Raw genomic sequence first — 23,046 nt, forward strand, 5'->3', positions numbered from 1 at the left:
GTTCTGTGGTGAACTCCTCCGAGGCGCGGCTGGTGGGAGGGATGACTACCGTCATTGCTGTGTGTCCTTCCTACCCGGTGTAACACCGGGTGACCTGGGGAGTTCACAAGTTCAACGGCACGAGGGGTCGCTATCCTGAATACATCTCAATCTGCCGTATTTTCCCACTCAGTGATGTTACTGAAAGATGACGGGGAGATTATTGAGCAGGACTTCCCCGCAATACCGCACTCCCTAGCAGTTGGGGACTCAGAAGCGCTAATCGTCGGGAATCCGCAGGAAAATGAAAGAAATGCCAACGAAAACGAGTTGTACCTGCTTGAGTCTGATGGCAATTTAACCAAGATCCCGTTTCCACCCGGGTACGACGTAGAAACAAATTTCAAATATCCTTACGTCAATTATTTGGGCGATGGAAAGTTCGAGGTTCTGCAGGGACACTCGGAGGGGCGGAAGACCCATCTAACTTCGTTCGAAGTGTCGGTAGATAGCGCAAAAAAGCAGCTCGACGTCCACAATATTCACCCCCTCACCATGATGCTTAGCGAAGACTTTGCGATTACCCGCACACTTCCGAACGGGGAGAATGGAGTCATTGACAAATCTGGGAATGTTTATATCAATAGACGCGATTCGAGCGAACCGGAGAAAGTTGGGCATATCGAAGAGTTTTCTGCGGATAACTTCATCAGAATGAAGACTCCTGGTAGAGAGCCAAAATTTGGCATACGGCGGGCGGGAACAATCGAAGTCCGGAAATGGAATGATCCAAACACGGTTCTTTTTAGCGTTAATGTGGAACGGTCCGCTTGCGGTAGTCCTGACTGCGGTATTGCGTCCATTTCAGAAACCTATGGAAAGTAGTTGAACCCCCCGAAAGAAACCGCCCACAGCACAGTGAAAAACTCGGAACCGTCTTCGAAGTGCTTGTACAGGGCGGTCAGCCCAATACCGAGACAACCGACGGGTCACCCACTTCGGGGCCTGGGAAACCTGGACATCGGCAAGAGCTTTCGCCAGTCCCTTGTAGGCCCCGCTGCCCACAGGGTTCTCGGCGATCGTATGTAGATCCAACAGCGCACCGGCGAGGCACCTGCCCCGTGGAGTTGATCGAGCTGACGGTCCAGGTTCTGCTCTTCAGAACTTTTAGCCGATCCCCTAGCGCCGGCCGAGCACCAGCGCGACGGGACCCTGCTGGATCGAACACGCACCGCGCGAGGAACAGCCACCGCAGCCGCCCGCGCAGGAATCGTTGAGGGCGCGGCGCTGCACTTCGCCGGTGGCCTCGAGGTGGGACATGACGGCGTCGATAGTCATGGGCGAAAGGCTGGTGCGGCGCGCGATCTCCTCGCGGCTCACGCAGCCTTCGCGCAGCGCGCCGAGCACCGCCGACATCGGGCCGGCCATCAGAAGAACACCTTCAGCAGCTGGAACGCGCCAACGGCCAGGGCCCACGCCATCGCCATCTGCAACACGACACCAAACATCGTCCACTTCAGGCCGATCTCACGGCGCTGCGCGGCAAGCGTAGCCACGCACGGGGTGTACGCCAGCAGGAAGAGCATGTACGCCCACACTGCAGGTATCGCGTGGCCGCCGGAGGCCTGGTTGAAGTCCTCGCGGATCGCCTTGCTGAGCGGCGAATTGCCGTCGCCCTCCTCGGGCTCCTCCAGCGAGTAGGTCTGGGCCCAGCTGGAAATGACGGCCTCCTTGGCCACGAACCCGGTAATCAGCGGGCCGGCCAGGGACCAGGAATCGAAACCGGCCGGGGCAAACACGGGGGCAATCGCATCGGACACGGTGCCGTACACCGACTCCTGCGGCGCCACCTCGCCGAACTGCGCGTCGGCGGCCACCGGGGTGGACTGCAACGCCCACACCACCACGACGGTTGCGACGATGATCTTGCCGGCAGTCTCCAAGAAGCCACGCAGGCGCGCCCACATCACCGACAGCGCCAGGCGTGCACCCGGCAGCTGGTAGACCGGCAGGTCAATGACCAGCGGCTCGGTGCCCATCGTGGACCACAGCACCTTACGCAGCACCAGGCCAGTCAGCACGACCAACAGAATAGAAATGACGTACATCGCGAAGACGACGGTGCCCGCATGATCCGGGAAGAACGTCGCGCCCAGCATGACGTACACCGTCAGGCGCGCACTACAGGAGGTGAACGGCACCAGCAGGGCCGTCATCAGGCGGTGGCGCGGGTCCCCCATCACGCGCGTTGCCGAAATCGCCGGCACGTTACAACCAAAACCCACGATCAGCGGGATGAACGCCTTGCCCGGCAACCCCATCGCGCGCATCACACGGTCCGCGACGACGGCCGCGCGCGCCATATAGCCAGAGTCCTCCAGCACGGCAAGACACAGGAACATCAACGCCATCAGCGGCGCGAACGTGAGGACCATGCCCACGCCGTTAATCAGGCCGTCAACGACCAGGCCGCGCAGCCACCCAATGTCGGGCAGCACCGCGAGCGCCGCATCGGAGACCGGGCCGCCGAAGAAGTTCTCCAGCCCGTCCTGCAGCGGCTTCGCCACCGTGGTGGTGATCTCGAAGACCATCCACATCGCCACCAGGAACATCAGCGGGCCAACCACCGGGTGCAGCGCAAACCTATCCAGCCGCTCGGTGAACGTCTGCTGGTGGCCAGTATCCGATGCCGCCTTTTCGACGGCGCCGTCGACCCAGGCGAAGCGGGCGTCGGCAAGCTCGAAGTCGTCAGTGGTAGCCACTGGGCGCAGGGTGACCGCTGGTTCGGCGAGTTGGGCGTCGATAACCTCGCGCAGGCCGCGCACATCCCTCTTGCGCGGGTCGACCGCGACCACAGGCAGCCCAAGCGCGTTCTGCAGCGCCGCCGCATCCACCGCAATGCCCTCCGCGCTGGCCACGTCCATCTTGGTCAGCGCGACCACAATGCAGTACGGCGTCTCCGCCAGCTGCGCCACCATATATAGGCCGCGGGCCAGGTTCGCCGCATCAACGACGACCACCACCGCGTCCGGGCGCTCTGCCTGACAACGCTCCAACAGCAGCTCCCGGGTCAGCTCCTCGTCGGGGCTCTGCGGGTCCAGCGAGTAGGCGCCAGGAAAGTCAATGACGTTGTAGGAGCCCGCCCACACGCCGCGGGAGATCTCCACGGAGGTGCCGGGCCAGTTGCCCATCTTCACGTTCGCGCCGGTCAACGCATTGAACAGGGTGGATTTGCCGGCGTTCGGGGCGCCGATTAACGCGATGGTCGGCTCGCCCTTGACGGCGGTATCTGCGTGCGGCCCGCAGCACGATGGGACCTGGGTGAAATCCGCCATGACTATGCCACGCTCACCTTGATGCCGCGCAGCGCATCGGCGCTGAGCGCGTAGCGGGACGTCGCCACCTTCACGACGCGCCCTCCCCCAGCCGTGGACTGCATAATGCTGACGCGTTGGCCTGGACGAAGCCCGAGCTCCTGGAGACGGCGGGCGGCTGTCGGAGTGGTGTCAAGCGCCGCGATAACGGCGCTGTCGCCGACGGGGATGCGGGCGAGGGTGCCCTCGGCAGTTTTCGTTATCAGACTCATACGTTTGATTTAACTCCGGGCGCATTAGGTAAGCAATGCCTTAGACATTGGTTGCCTCACAGTGGGGGTAGCCTCCCCGATAACCGTACGCACCTGCGCCCCGTAGACTACAAAACCATGAGCTATTCCACTGCGCAACCATTCGACCCAACCCAATGGCGCGAAGTCGAAGGTTTTGACTTCACCGACATCACCTACCACCGCCACGTCGGCACCACGCGCGCCGACGGCATCGTCCGCATCGCCTTCGACCGCCCCGAGGTCCGCAACGCGTTCCGCCCCCACACCGTCGACGAACTCTACCGGGCACTCGACCACGCCCGGCGCTCACCTGACGTCGGTGTGGTGTTGCTGACCGGCAACGGCCCTTCTGAGAAGGATGGCGGCTGGGCATTCTGCTCCGGCGGCGACCAGCGCATCCGCGGCCGCTCCGGCTACCAGTACGCAGGCGGCGACACCGCCGACACCGTCGACGAAGCGCGCGTCAAGGCCGAGGGCGGACGCCTCCACATCCTCGAAGTCCAGCGCCTCATCCGCACCATGCCCAAAGTGGTCATCGCGGTGGTGAACGGCTGGGCAGCCGGCGGCGGCCACTCGCTCCACGTCGTCTGCGACCTGACCATCGCCTCGAAGGAGGAGGCCCGGTTCAAGCAGACCGACGCCGACGTCGGCTCCTTCGACGCCGGCTACGGCTCCGCCTACCTGGCCAAGATGGTGGGCCAGAAGTTCGCCCGCGAAATCTTCTTCCTCGGCCGCACCTACTCGGCGGAGGACATGTACCGCATGGGCGCGGTCAACATCGTCGCTTCGCATGGCGCCTTGGAAGAAGAAGCAATCCAGGTCGCCCGCGAAATCAACGGCAAGTCCCCCACCGCGCAACGCATGCTCAAGTTCGCCTTCAACCTTGTCGACGACGGCCTCATGGGCCAACAAGTCTTCGCCGGTGAAGCCACCCGCCTCGCCTACATGACCGACGAAGCAGTCGAGGGCCGCGACTCCTTCCTGGAAAAGCGCGAGCCTCGCTGGGACGAGTTCCCGTTCTACTACTAGGGCCGGTGTGGGCCTGGTGGCCTGGTGGCCTGGTGGCCTGGTGGCCCTCGTGGCCCTCGTGGCCCCTTCGAAATAGTTCCCGCCGGGAACTATTTTTCGTTTGAGGCTGGTTCCGATCGACCAACGTTCCCGTTTCCCCAGGTCGCGACCGCTATCTACGAAGAAAGTTCCCGTGACCGCTGCTTCTTCGCACCAGATTCCAGGTTTCCGGCGAGCGGTTTTGCAAACTCCCAGGTCACGACCGCTGCGCAAAGGAATTTGGTGTCACCCCAGCCGACACCGGCCACTGTCAGTGCGGATCAGGTAGGCGACGTGAGTCGTAGTCGAGAGCCCAAATCCGTCTCGCTCACTCCTTTAACCGACTAAGTCAGCAGCTCGCTGGTGGGAGACCCCAAGCACCTCTCCCATCTCGCGAAGAGTGAAGCCCTCCGCTTTCATTTTCTGGGCGAGTTCAGTCTTGGCAGCCGCGGCTTGCTCGGTTACTTCTTGTGCCTTGCTACCAAGCTCTTCTGCGCGCTTCCGAAGCGCTTCAACCTCGCCCGACAAAATCGGGACCACCTCAACTTCAAAATCGGATGGAGCAAGTCCCGACTGGAATGCGAGAGCCTCAATCACCTCGCTTTTTGCCCCGTCGAGGCGACGAGTCTGGGAAACAACTCCAAGCTCTTCGCACTCTAAAACCCATGCTCCGCTCGCGCCACGCTCTGCTGTGACAGTGAACGATCTCATCTCCACCCCCCCTTTTCCTAACTCTGCCTGAAACTGGTCAAAGAACTTACGCGCTGCCAAATCATCGATTTCCCGATGTCTACCAAGCGTTCTCGTCGTATTTCCGACTCGGTATGCATCGTGTTTAGTGAGTGCGATTGCTTCAAATTCAAGTCCCTGTCGCCTGGCTTCATTACGCAATTTCTTTATTACTGCATACCTCTTCACATTTCAACCCCCCGTTGCATATTTTTGTCAACTGCTAGTTGACGCTCGATTGCTCTTGCTTTTCGTTAGACGTCACAACTCCCTCTCCGGTTCCATCGAACACCCGGCCGACTTCACCCGTGGAGTGTCGCGGGCGTGCTTTATATTGAGTGACGCCCCCAACACGGATGAACAAAGGAGCAGGAATGGGCCGGAACGGGTTTGCGGTCGTCGATTTGGAGACGACAGGGCTGAGCAACCAGGACCGCATTGTGGAGATCGGCGTGGTGTTGCTGCGCCCCGACCTCTCCGTGGAGCGCACATGGGAGACACTAATCCAGCCGGAGCGCGACATTCCGAATAGTTACATCCATAAGGTCACGGCGACTGATGTGGTGGATGCACCTTTATTTTGCGACGTCGCTCCGTACCTGGGCTCGCTGCTCAATGGCCGCACGCTGGTGGCACACAATGCTTCGTTTGAGCACCGGTTCCTCACCAACGAGTTCGCGCGCGCTGGTGCGGAGGACGGTTTGTGTGAGTGGCTGGACACGATGCGGTTGGCGAAGCAGTATTTGGGCGTCGCAAAGTTGAGTGAGGCGTTGGACATCGCGAGGATCCGTAACCGGTTTGCGCACTCCGCGCTCGCGGACGCGGAGGCAACCGCGGAGCTCCTCCGCTTTCTGTGCGTGGGTAACGGAGTGGACGTCGAGAAGTATCCGGTGGCGACGTTCACCACCCCCGCCGCTGAGGCCCCGTGTCTCCCCCGCGGCGGCGAGCCGTCCTGGGCTGGGCAGCTTTCGCGCAGCTTGCCGACTACCGCACCAAGCTGACCTGCGCACTTGTAGACCGCGTCATCACCGACGCGGAACGCGCGACAGCCGTCGGCCTCGACGTCGGCGGAGTGACCCGCACGTGCGCCGCCCTTGTTGCGGCGAACCCGGATTCGATGAGCGGGAAAGCGAAGAAAGCACGCGAGTACGGCATCCCAATCATGAGCGAGACCCACTTCGCCCGACTACTGAAGTCCATGGAGGAACCGACCAAGGACACACCCGTTGTTGGCGCTTCGTCTGCGGTTGCTCCGTCTGTTACTGCCCCGGAGCAGTTTTCCTGGCTGACCCCCGAGCAGTCGCACGCTGTTGGCTCGTCGAGTTCGCGCATCGCCACCGCGTGGATCGAGCAGCACCCGGATCGCCCCTTGCACAAGATCGCCGACAACCTCAAACCCCACCACGTCCCCGAAGCGACCGGGCGCGGCATCGACCGCTACCTCGCCATGTGGAGCCTCGAACACCCGGAGATGCTCAACGCCAGCGCCGACGACCTGCTTGACCTGCACAGCGTCGGCCCGAAGCGGTGCAGCCAGCTCGTGGAAATGGTAGTGGACCTCGCCGTCGACGGCGTCGAGGAGCCGGTTAAGGTGGAGGCGGAGGCGGTCGCCGAAAAGCCCGAAGCGGTTGCCGATCCAACCCCGGACGAGCTGCTCGCCGCAGCGTACTCATCAGCCTATGTACCTAGTGTTTCCCCATCGTCGGCTCCAGTACAACCAAGTTCACCGGGGCCACTTTCAGTGCTAGAGGAAAAAACAAACGTCGGCGCGACAATCATTAAATGGTCAGGAATCGTGGGTGGCTCCTCGTTCGTGCTTGCGGTGTTACTTGCCGTAATCACTGGCATGACAGCTGAACACCCAGTTGCCGATTTCCTGATATCGATTAGTGCGCTGTCCCTGATAGTCGCAATATTCGCGTCCCCGCTCGCGCTCATCAGGTGGCTATTGAACAAGCGCCGCTAATCAGAATGCTGCGAGACTGCAGCTCTTCGTCGTCTTTTGGCGAGGTTTTCGACTGCAACCAATCACCCCAACGATAGTCGGGAAGCCCATTCTCCCGAAATTGCAAAAACGGGTATAAAACCGTTGCAAAAAACGGGTACGACACCCGTGAGCTGCAGGTTTACTGCACCGCCGGGAACGCACTTCCTGTCCTACTGCGCGTCCAAAACAGCGGCGCAGCCCCGAAGTTCCAAGCTGTAGTGCGTGGATTGTCGTAATCCTCGAAGAGCTCAGCGGAGGGGCTTGGCGTCCCACACTGCGCTCACGGCCCATTGTGCCCTTCGAAGTAGTTCCCGGCATCGGGAACTACTTCGCGTCTCAGGCCCATTCCGGTCGACCAACGCTCTCGTTTCCCCAGGTCGCGACGGCTGTCTGCGAAGAAAGTTCCCACGACCGCCGCTCCTACGCACCAAATTCCGGATTTTTCGGCGGGCGCATTTGCAAACTCCCAGGTCGTGACCACGGCGCAAGGGAATGTGGTGCGCACCCGGCCCGCCTTCACGCCCCAAACCGCTCAAACCGCACCAGCGCCTCACCCGCCTAGAGCTGTGAGAACCGCTCCAGGTCGTCCGGAGCACCCGCCATCACGATCAGGTCTGATTGGGAAAGTTCCTGGCCTTGGACGAATGGGCGCCAGGCTCCTCCCCCGGAGCGCACGGACACTACTTGTACGTGGTGTTTTTCCCAGAGGCGTTCGCCGTCTAGGGGCCCGTTGAGTAGTGAGCGTGGGGGGATCATTTTGATCACGCCGTAGTTTTCGGCGAGTTCGGCGAAGTCCTGGAAGCGTCCGCCGAGGAGGTGGGCGACGCGGCGGCCGGTGTCGTGTTCAGGGCGTATGACGTGGTGGATGCCGAGGCGTTGCAGGATTCGGGTGTGGGATTCGGAGTCGGCTTTTGCCCAGATGTCGGGGACGCCGAGGTCGGCAAGGTTGGAGGCGGTCAGGATTGAGGCTTCCAGTGCGGTGCCGACGGCGATGACGGCGCGTTCGACTTCGTGTACGCCGAGTTGGCGGAGGGCTTCGGGGTCGGTGGCGTCGGCGACGACGGCGTCGGTAAGAAGTGGGGCGTATTCGCGGACGAGGCGTTCGTCGGCGTCGATGCCGAGGACTTCCACGCCGTTGCGGGTGAGCTCGTGGGCGAGCGATCCTCCGAATCGGCCAAGCCCGATGATGGCGACGGGTGGGATGTCGATGCGTTGTTTGCCCCGCAGGAGGGAGCTGGGGAATTTAGCCAATGAACGGCCTTTCTACTGGGTAGTCGTATCTGCGCGCAATGTTACGGGTAGCAAGCGCCGCAACGAGGGTGAATGGGCCGATGCGCCCGAGGTACATCAGCAGGCAGAGGATAAGTTGGGAGGGGATGCTTAGCGACGCAGTGATACCCGCGGACAGGCCTGTCGTCGCGAAGGCGGAAACGACTTCGAAGGCGACCTGGTCGGCGGTGAATTGGGGGTCGAATACGCGCAGCGCCACGATCCCGAGCGTGACGGAGCCGACACCGGCGGCGGCGACCGTCATCGCTTGGCGTACCACGGATTTAGGCACGGTGCGGTGCCCGACGGTGGTGGCGTCGCGTCCGTGAAACTCTGCGGACATGGCGGCAAGCAGCACGATTACGGTGGTGACTTTGACGCCGCCTGCGGTGCCTGCGGAGCCTCCTCCGATGAACATGTAGATGTCGGTGACCATCAAGGTGACGGGGTTGGCGTCGGCGTAGTCGATGGAGTTGAATCCGGCGGTGCGTGGGGTAACGCCGCTGAAGAAGGCGTTGAGCAGCTTCGTGCCAAGTGGCATGTCGGCGAGGAAGCCGCGCCACTCCAGTGCTGCGATGAGCAGCATCGCTGTGGCGATGAGGAATGCGGTGCCTTTCAGGGTCATGCGGGTGGTCACGGAGTACCGGCGCGTGCTGACTGGTGTGCCGCGAAGTACGCCGCGTGCTCGTTCTTTGCTGCGCCGGACAAGTTCGGAGAGCACCGGGTAGCCGAGTCCGCCGATGATGAGGGCGCCTGCGAGTGGGAGCAGGATCCAGGCGTCGGCGTTGTAGGAGATGAGGCTGTCGGAGCGGAGCCCGAAGCCAGCGTTGTTGAAAGCGGAGATGGCGTGGAAGATGCCCTCCCCGGCGGCGCGCAGCGGCGGCATGTCGTAGGTGGTGGCGAAACGGCACGCGAGGATGACCGCAACGATGAGTTCGAAGGCGAGTGTGAGTAGCAGCGTCATGATGAGGGTGGCGCGCACTCCGCCTTCGAGGATTGGGCGGCCTTCGGCGGCCGTCGAATAGCGGGCGCGTAGTTTGACGCGCCCGGTGAGCAGCATGCCGGTCAGCGACGTGATGCTCATGATGCCTAACCCTCCGACTTGGATGAGGGTGATGACGATGATCCTGCCCCAGACGCTCCAGTGGCTGCCGGTATCGACGGTGACCAGCCCGGTCAGGGAGGTTGCGGACGTGGCGGTGAAGAGCGCGTCCATCAGCGGCGTTGTGGTGCCGTCGGCGGAGGCGAACGGCATGCAGAGCAGGGCGGTGCCAGCAAAGATCAAGATGAGGAATCCGAGCGCTGTCAGTTGCGCTGGTCGGAACCACCTTGGAGGGGGTGTGTTGCTCACCGGCAACAGCATAGTGAGCAAACGGTGACTGCAAAAGAGCCATCCGTTCGCGCGCCCCGAGTCCACCTCGCGGCGAGCGTCAATATCGTCGCGCACGAGGCGCATCCGTGCCATACCTTCGATGCCGCGAGCGGACGGTTCGTCGGAGCGCCAGCGCTCTAGGGCTCCAGGGTGTCGGCGGCCTCGGCAATTGCGGCGACGGATTCTTAGTTCAGCTTCGTGCCCGGTTTCGTGCCGGCCGAGAAGGCGCTGGTTTCATGAAAGGCTCCTTGCAGCTGGCAGGGTGGGATCGCCTGGGAAGAGCCGCGGCCCGATGCCGCGCATGAGGTAGACGAGGCCGACGAGGACGGGAATCTCGATGAGCGGGCCAATCGTGCCCGCCAACGCCTGGGCAGAGGTGGCGCCGAACGTGCCGATTGCCACCGCGATGGCCAACTCGAAGTTGTTGCCCGCGGCTGTAAAGGACACGGAGGCGGATTGGGCGTAGCCCATCCCCGACGCCTTCGACACCACCAAGGCGATCAAGAACATGCCCACGAAGTATCCCAGTAGTGGCAAGGCGACTCGGGCAACGGTCCACGGTTGGGATGTAATCTGCTCGCCTTGCAGGGAGAACAGCAGCACGATCGTGTACAGCAACCCCACGAGTGCAAGCGGGGAAACCGCGGGCAGGAAGGTCTCTTCGTACCACGCACGGCCCTTCACTCGCTCACCGATGATGCGGAAGAGCACTCCGGCAAGTAGCGGGATACCGAGAAACACCAATACGGCGGTGACGATGGAGAAGAAGGAGAACTCCACAGAGGTGGTCTCCAAACCCAGCCAGCTCGGCAGGATCTGCAGGTAGAACCATCCGAGCACGCCGAACATGAGCACCTGGAATATTGAGTTGATGGCGACCAGGACGGCCGTGGCTTCCCGGTCGGCGCAGGACAGGTCGGACCACACCAGCACCATGGCGATGCAGCGCGCCAGTCCGACGATGATAAGGCCGGTACGTAGCTCTGGTTGGTCCGGCAGGAACAGCCAGGCCAGGGCAAACATGAACGCGGGGCCGACGATCCAGTTCAAGATGATGGAGACGGTCATGAGCCGTTTGTCGGTGGCAATCTCGCGGGTCTTGTCGTAGCGGACTTTGGCCAGCGGCGGGTACATCATCACAAAAAGGCCCAGCGCGATCGGCAGCGATATCCCGCCGACTTCAAAACGCTCAAGCATACTGCTGAGCCCTGGAGTGACACGGCCCAGCAGCAGACCGAATGCCATCGCCAAGATGATCCACACTGGCAGGAATCTGTCGAGGAACGACATTCGAGCGGGGGTCGGCGCTGGGTTTGACATACAATCACCTCACATATTGATAACTATCAATATGACAAAATAGAGGGCCACATAGACCGCTGTCAATATGAGAAGGTAGAAGTCATGCACGAACAATCCCCCGCCCCAGACTGCTGCTCACTCGGCTCCGGCCCGCTGCCCCCAGAAGACGCCGAGCGCTTCGCGGCCCTGTTCAAAGTGCTGGCAGATCCCGCCCGGCTGCGCCTCCTCTCCCGCCTCGCCGCAGAAGGGTGCGAGCCGATGAGCGTGACAGCGCTTACCGAGCGCTCAGGACTCAGCCAGCCGACGGTCTCCCACCACCTCAAGAAGCTTGCCGACGCCGGACTACTCAAAAAGTCCCGGACAGGCCGAACCGTCACGCACGAAATCTGCCCGGCCCCCTTCGCAGAACTACGCACCGTCCTTCAGATGGACTAGGCGCCAGTTTCACGGCGCAGAACGTGTACAACTACGCGGCGACGTACCGCTCCGGTGAGGTGATCTGCCGGGACACCGTCTTCCTCACCACGTTCCTTTCGCTGCCTGCGATGTTGTTGATCGCGGGGGTGTTCTAGCCTTGACAAACATGGTGCGGTGGATCACACTGGTACAATGGCTAAGACACGGACTACATTTTTTGCCGCAGCATTGATGGCTGCGGCGTTGCTTGTTGGGTGCTCTTCAACAGGCGGCGCACCCCGCTCGGAGAACGCTGAAGGGACCGCTGGTGGCGTCGATACGCCGAGGTACGTGGTGGCAATGGTCACCCACGGCGCGCCGGGCGACACCTACTGGGACCTGGTGCGCAAGGGCGCCGAGGACGCGGCGAAGAAGGACAACATCGAGCTGCGCTACTCCTCCGACCCGCAGGCGCCGAACCAGGCGAACCTGGTGCGCTCCGCTGTCGACGCCAACGTGGACGGCATCGCCGTCACCATGCCCAACGCCGAGGCGATCGGCCCGGCAGCCCGTAACGCCGTGGACCACGGCATCCCCGTCGTCGGCCTCAACTCCGGTATGGGCAAATACCAGAACTACGGGATGACCGGGTTCTTCGGCCAGGACGAATCCGTGGCGGGCAACGCCGCCGGCGAACGCCTCAAAGAGGAAGGAAAAACGAATGTCCTGTGCGTCATCCACGAACAGGGCAACTCCTCCCAGGAGGCGCGGTGCGATGGCATCCGCAACGGGCTGGACGGCAACGTGGAACTGCTCTACGTCAACGGCCAGGACCTCACCGCCGTGCAGTCCACCATCACCTCGAAGCTGTCGCAGGACCCGAGCTTCGACACCGTCTTCGCCCTCCAAGCGCCGGTGGCGATGCGCGCAACCGAATCCGTGAAACAGTCCGGCTCTAAGGCACAGGTTGCCACCTTCGACACCAACGCCGAGCTTGTCGACGCCATCGCCGACGGCCGCGTCGCCTGGGCAGTGGACCAGCAGCCCTACTTGCAGGGCTACCTCGCGGTGGACTCGCTGTGGATCGCGAAACGCAACGGCGGGACCCTCGGCGGTGGCCGACCCATCTACACGGGCCCAAGCTTCGTGGATAAGGACAACGTGGACACCGTCGCCGAGGCAGCGAAGGCAGGCATGCGATGAGCGCGGTGGTGAGCGAAGGGGCGTCGACAAGCGATGACAGGCTGCGAACGCACACTGGATTTTCCAAGCTCATCCGGCGCCCCGAGTTCGCTTCGATGCTGGGCTTCATCGCGATCTTTGCATTCTTCCTGTCGGTGGCGCCGGCGTTTCGCTCCTTTGAGGCGTTCGCGACGACCCTGTACGCGTCCTCGACGCTGGGGATCGTGGCACTCGCAGTGGGGCTGCTGATGATCGGCGGCGAATTCGACCTCTCCTCCGGTGTTGCCGTGACCACCGCCGCGCTGGCCGCGACGATGCTGAACTACAAGCTGCACCTCAACTCGTGGGTCGGTGCCTTCATGGCGCTGGGGATTTCCCTGGCTATCGGGGCACTCAACGGCTACTTGGTCACCCGCACCGGCATTGATTCCTTCCTGATTACCCTGGCGGCGTTTTTGATGCTGCAGGGCCTCAACCTGGCGGTGACGAAGCTGGTGACCGGCCAGGTGGCCACCCCAATCATCTCCGACATGGAGGGTTTCCCGTCGGCGCAGGCGGTGTTCGCGGGCACCTTCAGCGTCGGTGGCGTGACGCTGAACGTGACGGTGCTGTGGTGGTTGCTGCTCGTCGCGATTGCCTCGTTTGTGCTCTTCCGGACGAAGTTCGGCAACTGGATCACCGCCGTTGGCGGGGATAAGGACGCCGCCCGCGCCGTGGGTGTGCCTGTGCGCCGGGTGAAGATTCTGCTGTTCATGGGCGTGGGCTTCGCCGCCTGGTTCGTGGGCATGCACACCTTGTTCGCTTTTGACTCCATCCAGGCCGGCCAGGGTGTGGGCAACGAGTTTCTGTACATCATCGCGGCGGTGATCGGCGGCTGCGCCATGACGGGCGGTCGCGGCACCGCGGTTGGTACCGCGATCGGCGCGCTGATCTTCGGCCTGACCAACCAGGGCATTGTGTACGCCGGCTGGAACCCCGACTGGTTCAAGTTCTTCCTCGGCGCAACGCTGCTCGTGGCTGTGCTGACGAACACGTCCTTCGCAAAGTACACAAAGGGGCGCTAAATGGCTGTCATCGAACTGAAGAACATCACGAAGTCCTACGGCAGTTTCGACGCGCTGCGCGGAGTCAACCTCGCGGTGCGCGAAGGGGAGGTCACGTGTGTGCTCGGCGACAACGGCGCCGGCAAGTCCACGCTGATCAAGATCCTCGCAGGCCTGCACCAGCCCACGTCCGGGGAGCTACTTATCGACGGCCAGCCAGCCACCTTCACGTCTCCCCGAGACTCGATCGATACCGGCATCGCCACCGTGTACCAGACACTCGCGATCGTTGATGAAATGAGCGTGTGGCGCAATTTCTTCCTCGGCCAGGAACTCACCGGCCGCTTCGGCGTGCTCCGCGACGCCGAGATGAAACGTATCTGCGCCGAGCAGCTGCGTGAGATGGGCATTGACATCCCCGACGTCGAGGTCGACGCCGGCAACCTCTCCGGCGGCCAGCGCCAGGTCGTCGCCATTGCGCGCGCCGTGTACTTCGGCGCCCGCGTGCTGATTCTCGACGAGCCCACCGCCGCCCTGGGCGTGAAGCAGTCCGGGGTGGTGCTCCGCTTCGTCGCAGCTGCCCGCGAACGCGGCATCGCCGTCGTGTTGGTCACCCACAACCCGCACCACGCGTACCTGGTCGGCGACCACTTCACCATCCTGAAGCTGGGCCGCCAGGAGCTCGACGCCCCACGCGCCGAGGTGACCTTGGAGGAGTTGACGCACCAGATGGCTGGTGGCGGGGAGCTCGAGGCGCTGAGTCACGAGCTCGGCCGGTAGCGGTAACGACTTTTTCTGACACGGATCGCTTCGCCCCCGACATCGGCAACGTCACGTGGCGCGACGCCATCGGGGTGCTTGCGGGCCAGCGCACCCTGCTGCCAGACATGGCAGAGGAGGTGTTCGCCCGTAGCCGGGTATGGCTCGTGGACGTGTTTATTTGTGGGTTGCTGGCGCAGGCCGAAGGATCGTCGCCAAGCAACCTCCCCCTCCGCCACCCACTACCGCGACACCGTGTTTTTGACCATCTTCCTGGCGCTGCCGGCCAGGCTGCTGATCGCCGAGGTGTTCTAGCTGTACTGACCTCAAACGTTGGTCAATCGTGAAAACCCAGTGCAACCAGCCGCCGAGCTCGCCGCGGTAGCAAAGCGGTGGAGAGGTGTGAGGATGATGTTGGTGTGTCTTAGGTCTCTCATGCCTCGGCCAGCGTCTTCTGTGGCATCTTGAGTTGACCCAGGGCTAGGAGCAGTGCTGCCATGGCCAGTGGCACCAGGCCGGCGGTGATGAACAGAGTCCTGGAGTCGATGAAGCGGCTGAAGAGTCCGGTGAGAGCGATGGACAGAGGCATGAAGGCGATGGAAATGAAGAAGTCGAGGCTGGCGACCCTGCCGAGCATCTCCAAGGGGACGTGCTCTTGGAGCACTGTTCCCCAGATGACCATCCCGATCCCGATCAGCGCCCCGTAGAACGCGAGTCCTGCACCGATGGCCCATGGATTGCTGGTGAGCGCCGGAATGGACAAGAGCAGACATCCGAGCGCCCAGACGCCGACCATTGCGGGCAGGAAGCGTTCCGGTGTGCGCCACGACCCCGCCAGCAGGGAGCCCACCAACCCGCCCGCGCCGAGGGCAGCCAGGACGGCCCCGTAGAGAGCAGGTCCATTGTCATGCGAGGAGCGCATAAGAGCGGGTAGGAGGACTTCGAGTGGTCCGGTCACGACCAGTCCCATAACGGCCGCGAACAGGACACTGGAGCGGACCCAGCGCGTGCGGGAAACGTAGCGGAAGCCATCGAGCAGGTCGGTGATCGGTGAGTCGGCCGCAGCGTCGGCATCGGCCTCCGTTTCGGCACGGGTGGGGGTGGGAAGCCGCAGGGCCGCGAGCAGGCCAAGTCCGATTGCTGCTGCGATGAGGTACCCACCAGCGGCGGGCATGCTTGCGCCGATGACCGCTCCGACGACGGCGGGCGCAAGTGCCTGTCCGACCAAGGGACGGGTGGCGCCTTCGAGGCCGTTGACGGCCATGAGGTCGTCGCTATCCACCAGGACTGGCACCAGTGCCGTGTAGGCGGGGAAGAAGAAGGCGGTTGAAGCGCCAATGATGAATGCGGAGACCGCGAGCATCCAGAAGGTGACAAAGTCGAGGATTGCTGCTGTGGACGTCGCGGTCGCGATGGCGAGGTTCAGGGCGAGCACACCCACGATGACGGACTTGTTGGGGATCCGGTCGGCAATTACGCCAGCTGGGAGGGATCCCACAAGCAGGCCGATGCCGCTCCAGGCCACGACACCCGACAGGGTGGCGGGCGTGGCGCCCAGGTCGAGGGTCTGCATGGTCAGGTAGAGGGCCCAGGCGCCCTGGGCGAAGATGGTCAGCACCATCGCTACGAACAACTGGCGGTACGTGGGGATGGTCAAGGGGTGAAGCGGGTTCATAGCATCTCCTTCAAGTCAAGGTTCAGATGGGGCCAGTCGGTAAAGTCGCGGAGCATCTGCCGGTCATGGGTGGCGACGATCACCGCGCAGGAGGCCTGTTGGAGCTCGGTGGTGATGTCGTCGACGAGGTTCGATGACAGATGATTGGTGGGTTCGTCCAGGAGCAGCAGGTCTGGGTCCTGGGCCAGACACATGGCCAGGTGAAGTCGGCGTTGCTGTCCTTGCGACAGGCGCCCCACGGGCGTGTTGGTTGCAGAGGCCTCGAGCAGCCCGAGCGAGCCGAGAGTAGGCGCCTGAGATCGGCGGCCCAGCTTTGTTAGGTACGCCTCGTAGACCTCGTGTGCGGGGCTGGAGTGATCCCAGTCGGAGACCTCTTGAGACAGCAGAGCGATGCGCGCTCTCGGGTTCACTCGCACATGTCCCGTGGTGGGGGCGAGACGCTGTGCAAGAACTGCCAACAAGGTGGACTTTCCCGCGCCGTTTGGTCCGGTGACCACCAACCGGTCACCGCCGTTCACGTCAACCGACACCCGAGTGTCCAACCGGTCCTTCACAGTAACTTCGGTGGCGTTCATGATGCTCTGTCCGGCACGAGTTGTCGAGGCGGGCCACGCTAGACGCAGTGGCGGTGTCGGCACGTCGATCTCATGACGTTTCAGGTCTTCTATACGTCGGTTGAAGGCTTGAACCACTCCAGCAGCGCGTGTGGCGCGTTGGTGCTTGCCTGTGCCCTTGTCAGGTCTCCATCCCCCCTGAGACAGGCGGGAGCGTGCCTCGGCTGTAGCGCGTGTCAGTTCCTTGTGCCGGGCGACCTGGGCGGCGTGGTCCTGTTCCCACACGAGGCGTTCTCGTCGGCGGCCTTCAATCCAGCCTTGGTAGCCGCCCGAGTAGGTTCGCGGCACGCCATCTCGGGCCGGGTCGAGATCCAGGTAGGTGGTCGCCACATCACGCAGCAGGGCGCGGTCGTGACTGACCAGAGCCAGGCCACCGGGGTGATCACGCAGTCGTTCGGTTAGGAAGGACAGTCCTGCAGCGTCGAGGTGGTTCGTGGGCTCGTCCAGCAGGAGCAGGTCAGGGGTCGATCCAAGTGCGATGGCAAGCCGGACCCGGTACCGTTGCCCGACCGACAAGGTCGACAGTATGCAAGCGCGGTCGCTGCAAGCGTCAAGGCCTGCAAGTGCGATGTCCACGCGCCTTTCTGCATCCCAAGCATCCAATAGCGTGGCGGTCTCGAGCGCTGCGGAATAGGCATCGGCCGCGTCGTTTCCTGCGGCGAGTGCTGCGCTCGCCACGTCGAGTGCCTCAAGTGCAGCCCTGGAGGGAGCTGTCGCTTCGGCGATGAGATCGCCGACGGTGCGGTTGCCCTCAGTGGGCATGTCCTGCTTGACCAGGACGAGGGAACCCATCTGGGTCACTACTCCCGAGTCAGGGGTCAGGAGCCCCGCCAAGATATGGAGCAAGGTGGTCTTACCACGGCCGTTGTCGCCGACGATCGCCAGGCGTGAGCCGGCGGAGACGGTGACATCCACCCCGTTCAGGAGGTGCTTGTCTCCCAAGGTGATATGGATTGATTCGGCACGGATGTGTGCGACTGGCCCGCGGGGCGTTCCGTTCCACACACATGACCGCAAGGTTGGTGTAATTGGCATTTCGTACTCTCAGCTCGTCATGGAGCCGGGCAGCACTAAATGACCGCCCGGCAAATGGCCAGGACGGCAGACGAGAGGTCAGAAGGGGTCCCGCCGCCGTCAGCGGGCGGAACGCAGCTTCATGGAAGCGATGCCTGAATACATGAGGCAGAGCTTACCCAGCGTGGCGGATCCCGACAAATTAATTACAGCCTCCGGTCAATACGTCTAGTCCGCTTGACGCACCCGAGTGCGGTGGTTCACACTTTGACAATGAAGAAGTCCAGGAAGGCGGTCGTTTCGGCGTTATGCCTTGTTGTGGCGGTGTTGGGCGGATGCTCGCCGACAGGCGGAGGCGCCATCGCTGGCGGCGGGGAGCTCGAGGCGCTGAGCCACGAGCTCGGCCGGTAACTGGACAGTCAGCTGCGCGGTTTCGAGTATACCTGAAACCGCGCTCAATTCTGGCGCGGTTTCAGGTATACTCGAAACGCATGAGAGCTCTGTACCCGAGGCAGCAATACCTGGACAACCTGCTGGCAGTCACCGATAACGACTTCGTACGCATCATCACCGGCGTGCGCCGCTGCGGGAAATCGACCCTCCTGGAGTTGTACCGCCGCCACCTGCGCGAGCACGGCACCCCGGAAGACGCCATCATGGTGGTCAACTTCGAGGACCAGGCCAACGCCACACTGCGGGACCCGACCACCTTCCACGACACCGTTACGCAACGGCTCACACAGGGGCTGCGCTACCTCCACGTTGACGAGGTGCAGGAGCTGAAGGACTGGGCGCGCGTGATCAACTCACTACGACTTAACGAGCAGCTGGAGATCTGCGTGACCGGCTCCAACGCCTCCCTGTTCGTTGGCGAGTCGCTGACCTATCTAGCGGGGCGCTACATCGAGATCCCAATGCTGCCACTTTCCCTGGCTGAATTCATGGAGTTCCGCTACCCAGCGGACGCGCGCCCGGGACTTGACCGCGCGTTTCAGGAGTGGGTCACCATCGGCGGCTTCCCCGCCACGGTGCAGCTCGCGGACCCGGTGGTGATTCGTCAGGCGAACTCCTCCCTCTTCGATTCCATCTTTACCCGCGACATTTCGCTGCGCGGCCAGATCCGCGACACCGACGCTTTCCTGCGTGTGGCCCGCTTCCTCTTCGATAATGCAGGTAACCCGGTGTCCACGAATCGCATCGTGGGCCACCTCAAGCACGAGGGGCTCAAGGCGTCGAGTGAGACGGTCGACCGCTACCTCGGCTTGATGTCGGACGCGCACCTCATTTATCAGTGCCGGGACTACGACACGAAGGGCAAGCGATGGCTGAGTACGAACGGTAAGTTCTACTTCGTCGATCCAGGTCTGCGCACAGCCCTGCTGGGCTCTCGCGCTTTTAACTTCGGCCACGACTTGGAAAATATGTTCTACCTGGAGCTTCGCCGCCGCGGCTACCAGGTTTCCACCGGCAAGGTGCCCGGTGGGGAGATCGATTTCATCGCCAATGATGGACAGCGCACACTCTACATCCAGGTGGCGCTCACGGTTACCGAACCCGCAACGCTCGCGCGCGAGCTCGCGCCGTTCGACACACTGCCCGCCGGATCCCGCTGCATCCTTGTAACGACGGATCGCTTCGCCCCCGACACCGGCAACGTCACGTGGCGCGACGCCATCGAGGTGCTTGCGGGCGGGGCGCTAGACTAACGCTTCGTGACGAAGCACCTGGAACTCCTGCCCGTTAACCCTGCCGATCCGTTGGCGATCCTGCCTGCCCTCGAGGAGGCTCTGACCGGCCAGCGCGCCTTGCTGCCGGTGCCGACCAACGACCCGGCGCGCGCCAACCTGCTGCGCAACACGCAAGGCGTGGGTGAGCCGATCGACGACGACGTCGCCCTAGTGGTGGCGACCTCCGGGTCCACCGGCACCCCGAAGGGTGCGCTGCTGACCCCGACGAACCTGATTGCCAGCGCGGACGCCACCCACCAGGCGTTGGGAGGGCCGGGCCAGTGGCTGTTGGCGATGCCGGCCGCGTTCATCGCGGGCATCCAGGTGTTGGTGCGCAGCATGGTCGCAGGCGTCGAGCCCGCCTTCGTGGACCTGACCCACGGGTTCCACGTTGATGAGTTCGCGGGGTGCACCGCGGAGATCGCGGCGACCGGGGACCGCTGCTACACCGCCCTGACCCCGCTGCAGCTGGACAAGGCGATGTCGACGCTCACCGGCATCGACGCGCTGCGCAGCTTCGACGCAGTGCTCGTCGGCGGGGCGGCGACGAACCCGACGCTGCTGGATTCGGCGGCGAAGCTGCGGATCAACGTGGTGACCACGTACGGTTCCTCGGAGACCTCCGGCGGCTGCGTCTACGACGGCACCCCCATCGCCGGGGCGAACGTGCGCATCCGCGACGGCCGCATCTGGTTGGGCGGGCCCATGGTGGCGCGCGGCTACCGCAATCAGCCCGCGCACCCCGACTTCGCCGAGCCGGGTTGGTTCCGCACCTCGGATGCAGGCCAGCTTCACGACGGCCACCTGACGGTCGAAGGGCGTGTCGATAATGTGATTGACTCGGGCGGGTTGAAGCTGCAGCCGGAGGTGCTGGAGCGGTTCCTGCTGGGCGTGCCCGGTGTGGCGGATGTGTGCGTGGTCGGCGTACCGGACGAGCGTTTCGGGCAGCGGATCTGCGCCGCGTTCGCGGGTGAGGCGCAGGTGCCGGACGTGATGGATGCGCTGCAGGACCTGCCACGCTGGCAGGTGCCGAAGGAGTTGAAGCGCGTCGCGGCGCTGCCGTTGCTGGGGCCGGGCAAGGTCGACCGGTCCGCGGTGCGCGAGCTGTTCTAGCGCGCCCCGACCACGGCGCGAATGTCCTCGGCGCTGTAGCTTGCGGCGAGCTGGGCGTCGTTGCCCCCGCGCAGGTTCTTCCGCACGAGTGCCACCGACTGCGAGCCCGGCACCAGCGGAAACTCCTTCGGCTTGTCGAAGACCTGCCGCACAAAGTGTCCGGAGCGCACCGCGCACATGTTGAGCCACACGTCGTCTGCGCTGGGTGCGGCGCGCAGGAAAGCGTCGCCCTGGGCGGCCACGAAGTCCACCATCGCGGGCGGGTAGGCCACGCCGGATACACCGGTGGCGAAGTGCCGTGGGCTCGGGGCGGTGGTGCGCACGCGCCCCCACTGCCGGTACGGCGCGAATTCGCCGCCACGCAGGGCGATCTCGTGGGCCCGGTAGGCGGTGACCGCCCGCGGATCCACCACCAGCTTTTCGACGAACCACCGCGGGTACAGCACATCATCGTCCACCGTGATCACGCTGACGCCCGCGCCCGCGTACTGGCGGAACGCGCCGAAGTATTTGGTGTGCGGGCCGTATTGGCCGTCGGAGCAGCGCACCTGCAGGCCACGCTGCACAAGTTCGTGGAGCGGCTCGGGCCAGGGTGCGTGGTAGTCGCCGGCGTCGAGCCACAGGATGGTCGGCACGCGGCGGGTCCCCACCAAAAGCGATGCGAGGGTGTGGTGCACTGTGCGCAGCCGCGCGCCATGGGAGGTCAGGCTGATGACGGTGGCGCCTTCCGCCGGGAACTCCAGGCGCCCGGCGCGCACCGCCATCCGCAACGACGGCAGCCGCAGCGCCGCACCTATCTGCGCCACCGCCTGCCGCGCCACATAATCGACCCACATGGCGCACCACTTTAGCCGACAGCCCCGATACGGGGCATGATGGAAACCATGACTGCACAACCCAACCTGCACGCGTGGTGGGAAGCCTCCCGCCCGCACACCTGGCCAAACGCGTTCGCCCCCGTCATCGCCGGCACCGGCGTCGCCGCCTTTACCGCGCAAGCCCACCTGGGCCACGCGCTGCTCGCGCTGCTTGTGGCATGGGCGCTGATCATCGGCGTCAACTTTGCCAACGACTACTCCGACGGCATCCGCGGCACCGACGACGACCGCTCCGGCCCCACACGCATCACCGCCAGCGGACTCGCCGACCCCAAAGACGTAAAACTCGCCGCCTTCATCGCGTTCGGCGTTGCAGGGCTGTTCGGCATCATCCTGTCCGTGCTGGCCGGGGCGTGGTGGTTGATCCTGGTCGGCGCGGCCTGCATCGCCGCCGCTTGGTTCTACACCGGCGGCAACAACCCCTACGGCTACATCGGACTTGGCGAGGTCAGCGTCTTCATCTTCTTCGGCCTCGTCGCCGTCATGGGCACCGAGTTCGTCCAGACCGGCTTCCTGTCCTGGGAAGGCCTGCTCGTCGCCGTGGCGATCGGCGCAATCTCCGCATCCGTGAACCTGGTCAACAACATCCGCGACATCCCCACCGACTCCGCCTCCGGCAAGCAGACCATCGCCGTCCGCCTCGGCGACAGCCGCGCCCGCACCCTGTTCACCGTCCTGGCCTGCGTGCCGTTCGTAGTCAGCGTGCTGCTGGCCCTGGTGTACGCGCCCGCGCTGGTCGGACTGGTTGCGCTGCCGCTGGCGATCGCCGCCATCATGAAGGTTCACAGCGGCGCGACCGGCACCGCCCTCATCCCGGTCCTCGGGCTCAACGGCAAGGCGATGCTGGCGTGGGCCGTGCTCACAGCCGTTGCGCTGGCGTTCGGCGGGGCGGTCGTGCCGTACGCGTAGGGCTGGGCTTTGCCGAACACGCACCAGATTCCTTTGCGCAGCCTGCGTGACCTGGTCTTTTCCAAACCGACGCAGGAAAATCAAGGAATTTGGTGCAGACCCCACCACGCCAGTGACAAAAGACGCACGGCCCCTTTCGCGACCTGGGCTTTTACCGGGGTCGACCGGCAGGACTGCGTCCATTGTCACTCGCCGCTCATACACGACACCAAATTCCCTCACGCGACCTGCACGAACTGGGGTTTTCCAAACTGGCGCGCGAAAATCAAGGAATTTGGTGCTGACCCCACCACGCCAGTGACAAAAGACGCACGGCCCCCTAGGTGGCAGGCTGGTTGTGAGCGCCGAACCGAAGGAGGTCCCCGCCCATGTCCCCGCACGATATTCCCCCGCTGATACCAAACCCACCCGAGAGGGATTGGGCACACTACAACACCAACCCCG

Annotated in this window: 23 protein-coding genes and 1 pseudogene; 14 read left to right on the forward strand and 10 right to left on the reverse strand. The window is 63.5% G+C overall.

Annotated features, from left to right (window positions below):
- Positions 1-171 precede the first annotated feature (171 nt).
- Positions 172-864 carry a hypothetical protein gene (locus BJP07_RS07380; RefSeq protein WP_143111741.1) on the forward strand — a complete coding sequence of 231 codons (693 nt, stop codon included), beginning with the start codon at positions 172-174 and terminating at the stop codon, positions 862-864.
- Positions 865-1,158: 294 nt separating this feature from the next.
- Here the strand turns inward: BJP07_RS07380 and BJP07_RS07385 are convergent, their stop codons facing one another.
- Genes BJP07_RS07385 through BJP07_RS07395 form a run of 3 tightly spaced genes read right to left on the reverse strand, consistent with a single transcriptional unit; the run spans position 1,159 to position 3,565 of the window.
- Positions 1,159-1,407 (reverse strand): FeoC-like transcriptional regulator, encoded by a 249-nt coding sequence (locus tag BJP07_RS07385; protein WP_083584147.1) that lies wholly within the window; start codon positions 1,405-1,407, stop codon positions 1,159-1,161.
- Positions 1,407-3,314, reverse strand: a complete 1,908-nt coding sequence (gene feoB / locus BJP07_RS07390; RefSeq protein WP_071566851.1) for a ferrous iron transport protein B — start codon at positions 3,312-3,314, stop codon at positions 1,407-1,409. Before feoB ends, BJP07_RS07385 begins: the two co-directional genes overlap by 1 nt.
- Positions 3,315-3,316: 2 nt before the next feature.
- Positions 3,317-3,565: a FeoA family protein gene (locus BJP07_RS07395; RefSeq protein WP_083584148.1), complete on the reverse strand. Its 249-nt coding sequence runs from the start codon at positions 3,563-3,565 to the stop codon at positions 3,317-3,319.
- A 117-nt stretch (positions 3,566-3,682) separates the two neighbouring features.
- Between BJP07_RS07395 and BJP07_RS07400 the strand changes: the two genes are divergently transcribed.
- A complete protein-coding gene (locus BJP07_RS07400; protein ID WP_071566852.1) occupies positions 3,683-4,615 on the forward strand; it encodes a 1,4-dihydroxy-2-naphthoyl-CoA synthase in 933 nt (310 codons plus the stop codon).
- Between the two features lie 354 nt (positions 4,616-4,969).
- Here BJP07_RS07400 and BJP07_RS07405 read toward each other — a convergent pair whose 3' ends face one another.
- Positions 4,970-5,344 carry a hypothetical protein gene (locus BJP07_RS07405; protein ID WP_071566869.1) on the reverse strand — a complete coding sequence of 125 codons (375 nt, stop codon included), beginning with the start codon at positions 5,342-5,344 and terminating at the stop codon, positions 4,970-4,972.
- A gap of 392 nt (positions 5,345-5,736) precedes the next feature.
- Here BJP07_RS07405 and BJP07_RS07415 point away from each other — a divergent pair, with 392 nt between their 5' ends.
- Both BJP07_RS07415 and BJP07_RS07420 read left to right on the forward strand, forming a co-directional pair.
- A complete protein-coding gene (locus BJP07_RS07415; protein WP_071566853.1) occupies positions 5,737-6,363 on the forward strand; it encodes a 3'-5' exonuclease in 627 nt (208 codons plus the stop codon).
- A complete protein-coding gene (locus tag BJP07_RS07420; RefSeq protein WP_071566854.1) occupies positions 6,288-7,328 on the forward strand; it encodes a hypothetical protein in 1,041 nt (346 codons plus the stop codon). The genes BJP07_RS07415 and BJP07_RS07420 overlap by 76 nt, the downstream gene beginning before the upstream one ends.
- 579 nt (positions 7,329-7,907) lie before the next feature.
- Here BJP07_RS07420 and BJP07_RS07425 read toward each other — a convergent pair.
- The 3 genes from BJP07_RS07425 to arsB all read right to left on the reverse strand — a co-directional run bounded on the left by BJP07_RS07425 (position 7,908) and on the right by arsB (position 11,310).
- Positions 7,908-8,600: a TrkA family potassium uptake protein gene (locus tag BJP07_RS07425; protein ID WP_071566855.1), complete on the reverse strand. Its 693-nt coding sequence runs from the start codon at positions 8,598-8,600 to the stop codon at positions 7,908-7,910.
- Positions 8,593-9,969, reverse strand: a complete 1,377-nt coding sequence (locus tag BJP07_RS07430) for a TrkH family potassium uptake protein (protein ID WP_255365947.1) — start codon at positions 9,967-9,969, stop codon at positions 8,593-8,595. The genes BJP07_RS07425 and BJP07_RS07430 overlap by 8 nt, the downstream gene beginning before the upstream one ends.
- 255 nt (positions 9,970-10,224) lie before the next feature.
- Positions 10,225-11,310, reverse strand: a complete 1,086-nt coding sequence (gene arsB, locus BJP07_RS07435; protein ID WP_071566856.1) for an ACR3 family arsenite efflux transporter — start codon at positions 11,308-11,310, stop codon at positions 10,225-10,227.
- Between the two features lie 84 nt (positions 11,311-11,394).
- Between arsB and BJP07_RS07440 the strand changes: the two genes are divergently transcribed.
- The 6 genes and pseudogenes from BJP07_RS07440 (at position 11,395) to BJP07_RS11505 (ending at position 14,987) form a co-directional block, all read left to right on the forward strand.
- Positions 11,395-11,727 (forward strand): helix-turn-helix transcriptional regulator, encoded by a 333-nt coding sequence (locus BJP07_RS07440; RefSeq protein WP_071566857.1) that lies wholly within the window; start codon positions 11,395-11,397, stop codon positions 11,725-11,727.
- Positions 11,724-11,864 (forward strand): annotated as a pseudogene (locus BJP07_RS11065) (AEC family transporter); the annotation flags it as partial. The gene BJP07_RS07440 and the pseudogene BJP07_RS11065, both read left to right, overlap by 4 nt.
- A 37-nt stretch (positions 11,865-11,901) precedes the next feature.
- Positions 11,902-12,891 carry a substrate-binding domain-containing protein gene (locus tag BJP07_RS07445; RefSeq protein WP_071566858.1) on the forward strand — a complete coding sequence of 330 codons (990 nt, stop codon included), beginning with the start codon at positions 11,902-11,904 and terminating at the stop codon, positions 12,889-12,891.
- Positions 12,888-13,934: an ABC transporter permease gene (locus BJP07_RS07450; protein WP_071566859.1), complete on the forward strand. Its 1,047-nt coding sequence runs from the start codon at positions 12,888-12,890 to the stop codon at positions 13,932-13,934. Before BJP07_RS07445 ends, BJP07_RS07450 begins: the two co-directional genes overlap by 4 nt.
- A complete protein-coding gene (locus tag BJP07_RS07455; RefSeq protein WP_071566860.1) occupies positions 13,935-14,693 on the forward strand; it encodes an ATP-binding cassette domain-containing protein in 759 nt (252 codons plus the stop codon).
- Positions 14,694-14,855: 162 nt separating this feature from the next.
- Positions 14,856-14,987, forward strand: a complete 132-nt coding sequence (locus tag BJP07_RS11505; RefSeq protein WP_255365948.1) for a hypothetical protein — start codon at positions 14,856-14,858, stop codon at positions 14,985-14,987.
- Between the two features lie 118 nt (positions 14,988-15,105).
- On the opposite strand, the gene BJP07_RS07460 is transcribed toward BJP07_RS11505, so the two are convergent.
- Together BJP07_RS07460 and BJP07_RS07465 are read right to left on the reverse strand one after the other, a co-directional pair.
- A complete protein-coding gene (locus BJP07_RS07460; RefSeq protein ID WP_071566861.1) occupies positions 15,106-16,347 on the reverse strand; it encodes an MFS transporter in 1,242 nt (413 codons plus the stop codon).
- Positions 16,344-17,966: an ABC-F family ATP-binding cassette domain-containing protein gene (locus BJP07_RS07465; protein ID WP_255365949.1), complete on the reverse strand. Its 1,623-nt coding sequence runs from the start codon at positions 17,964-17,966 to the stop codon at positions 16,344-16,346. Before BJP07_RS07465 ends, BJP07_RS07460 begins: the two co-directional genes overlap by 4 nt.
- Positions 17,967-18,248: 282 nt before the next feature.
- On the opposite strand from BJP07_RS07465, the gene BJP07_RS11230 reads away from it, so the two are divergent.
- The 3 genes from BJP07_RS11230 (at position 18,249) to menE (ending at position 20,815) form a co-directional block, all read left to right on the forward strand.
- Entirely contained in the window at positions 18,249-18,386 is a 138-nt protein-coding gene (locus BJP07_RS11230; RefSeq protein ID WP_177222542.1) for a hypothetical protein, read from the forward strand.
- A gap of 80 nt (positions 18,387-18,466) precedes the next feature.
- The gene (locus BJP07_RS07470; protein WP_071566863.1) at positions 18,467-19,681 is read left to right on the forward strand and encodes an ATP-binding protein; all 1,215 of its coding nucleotides are present in this window, start codon (positions 18,467-18,469) and stop codon (positions 19,679-19,681) included.
- A gap of 6 nt (positions 19,682-19,687) precedes the next feature.
- Entirely contained in the window at positions 19,688-20,815 is a 1,128-nt protein-coding gene (gene menE, locus BJP07_RS07475) for an o-succinylbenzoate--CoA ligase (RefSeq protein WP_071566864.1), read from the forward strand.
- Here menE and BJP07_RS07480 read toward each other — a convergent pair.
- Complete coding sequence (locus BJP07_RS07480; protein WP_071566865.1) at positions 20,812-21,651, reverse strand: glycosyltransferase; 840 nt, start codon at positions 21,649-21,651, stop codon at positions 20,812-20,814. The genes menE and BJP07_RS07480 overlap by 4 nt on opposite strands.
- Positions 21,652-21,699: 48 nt before the next feature.
- Here BJP07_RS07480 and BJP07_RS07485 point away from each other — a divergent pair, with 48 nt between their 5' ends.
- Positions 21,700-22,602 carry a 1,4-dihydroxy-2-naphthoate polyprenyltransferase gene (locus BJP07_RS07485; protein ID WP_143111745.1) on the forward strand — a complete coding sequence of 301 codons (903 nt, stop codon included), beginning with the start codon at positions 21,700-21,702 and terminating at the stop codon, positions 22,600-22,602.
- The last annotated feature ends 444 nt before the right edge of the window (positions 22,603-23,046 follow it).

It is taken from the genome of Corynebacterium sp. NML130628 (assembly GCF_001875665.1).
GTDB lineage: Bacteria > Actinomycetota > Actinomycetes > Mycobacteriales > Mycobacteriaceae > Corynebacterium.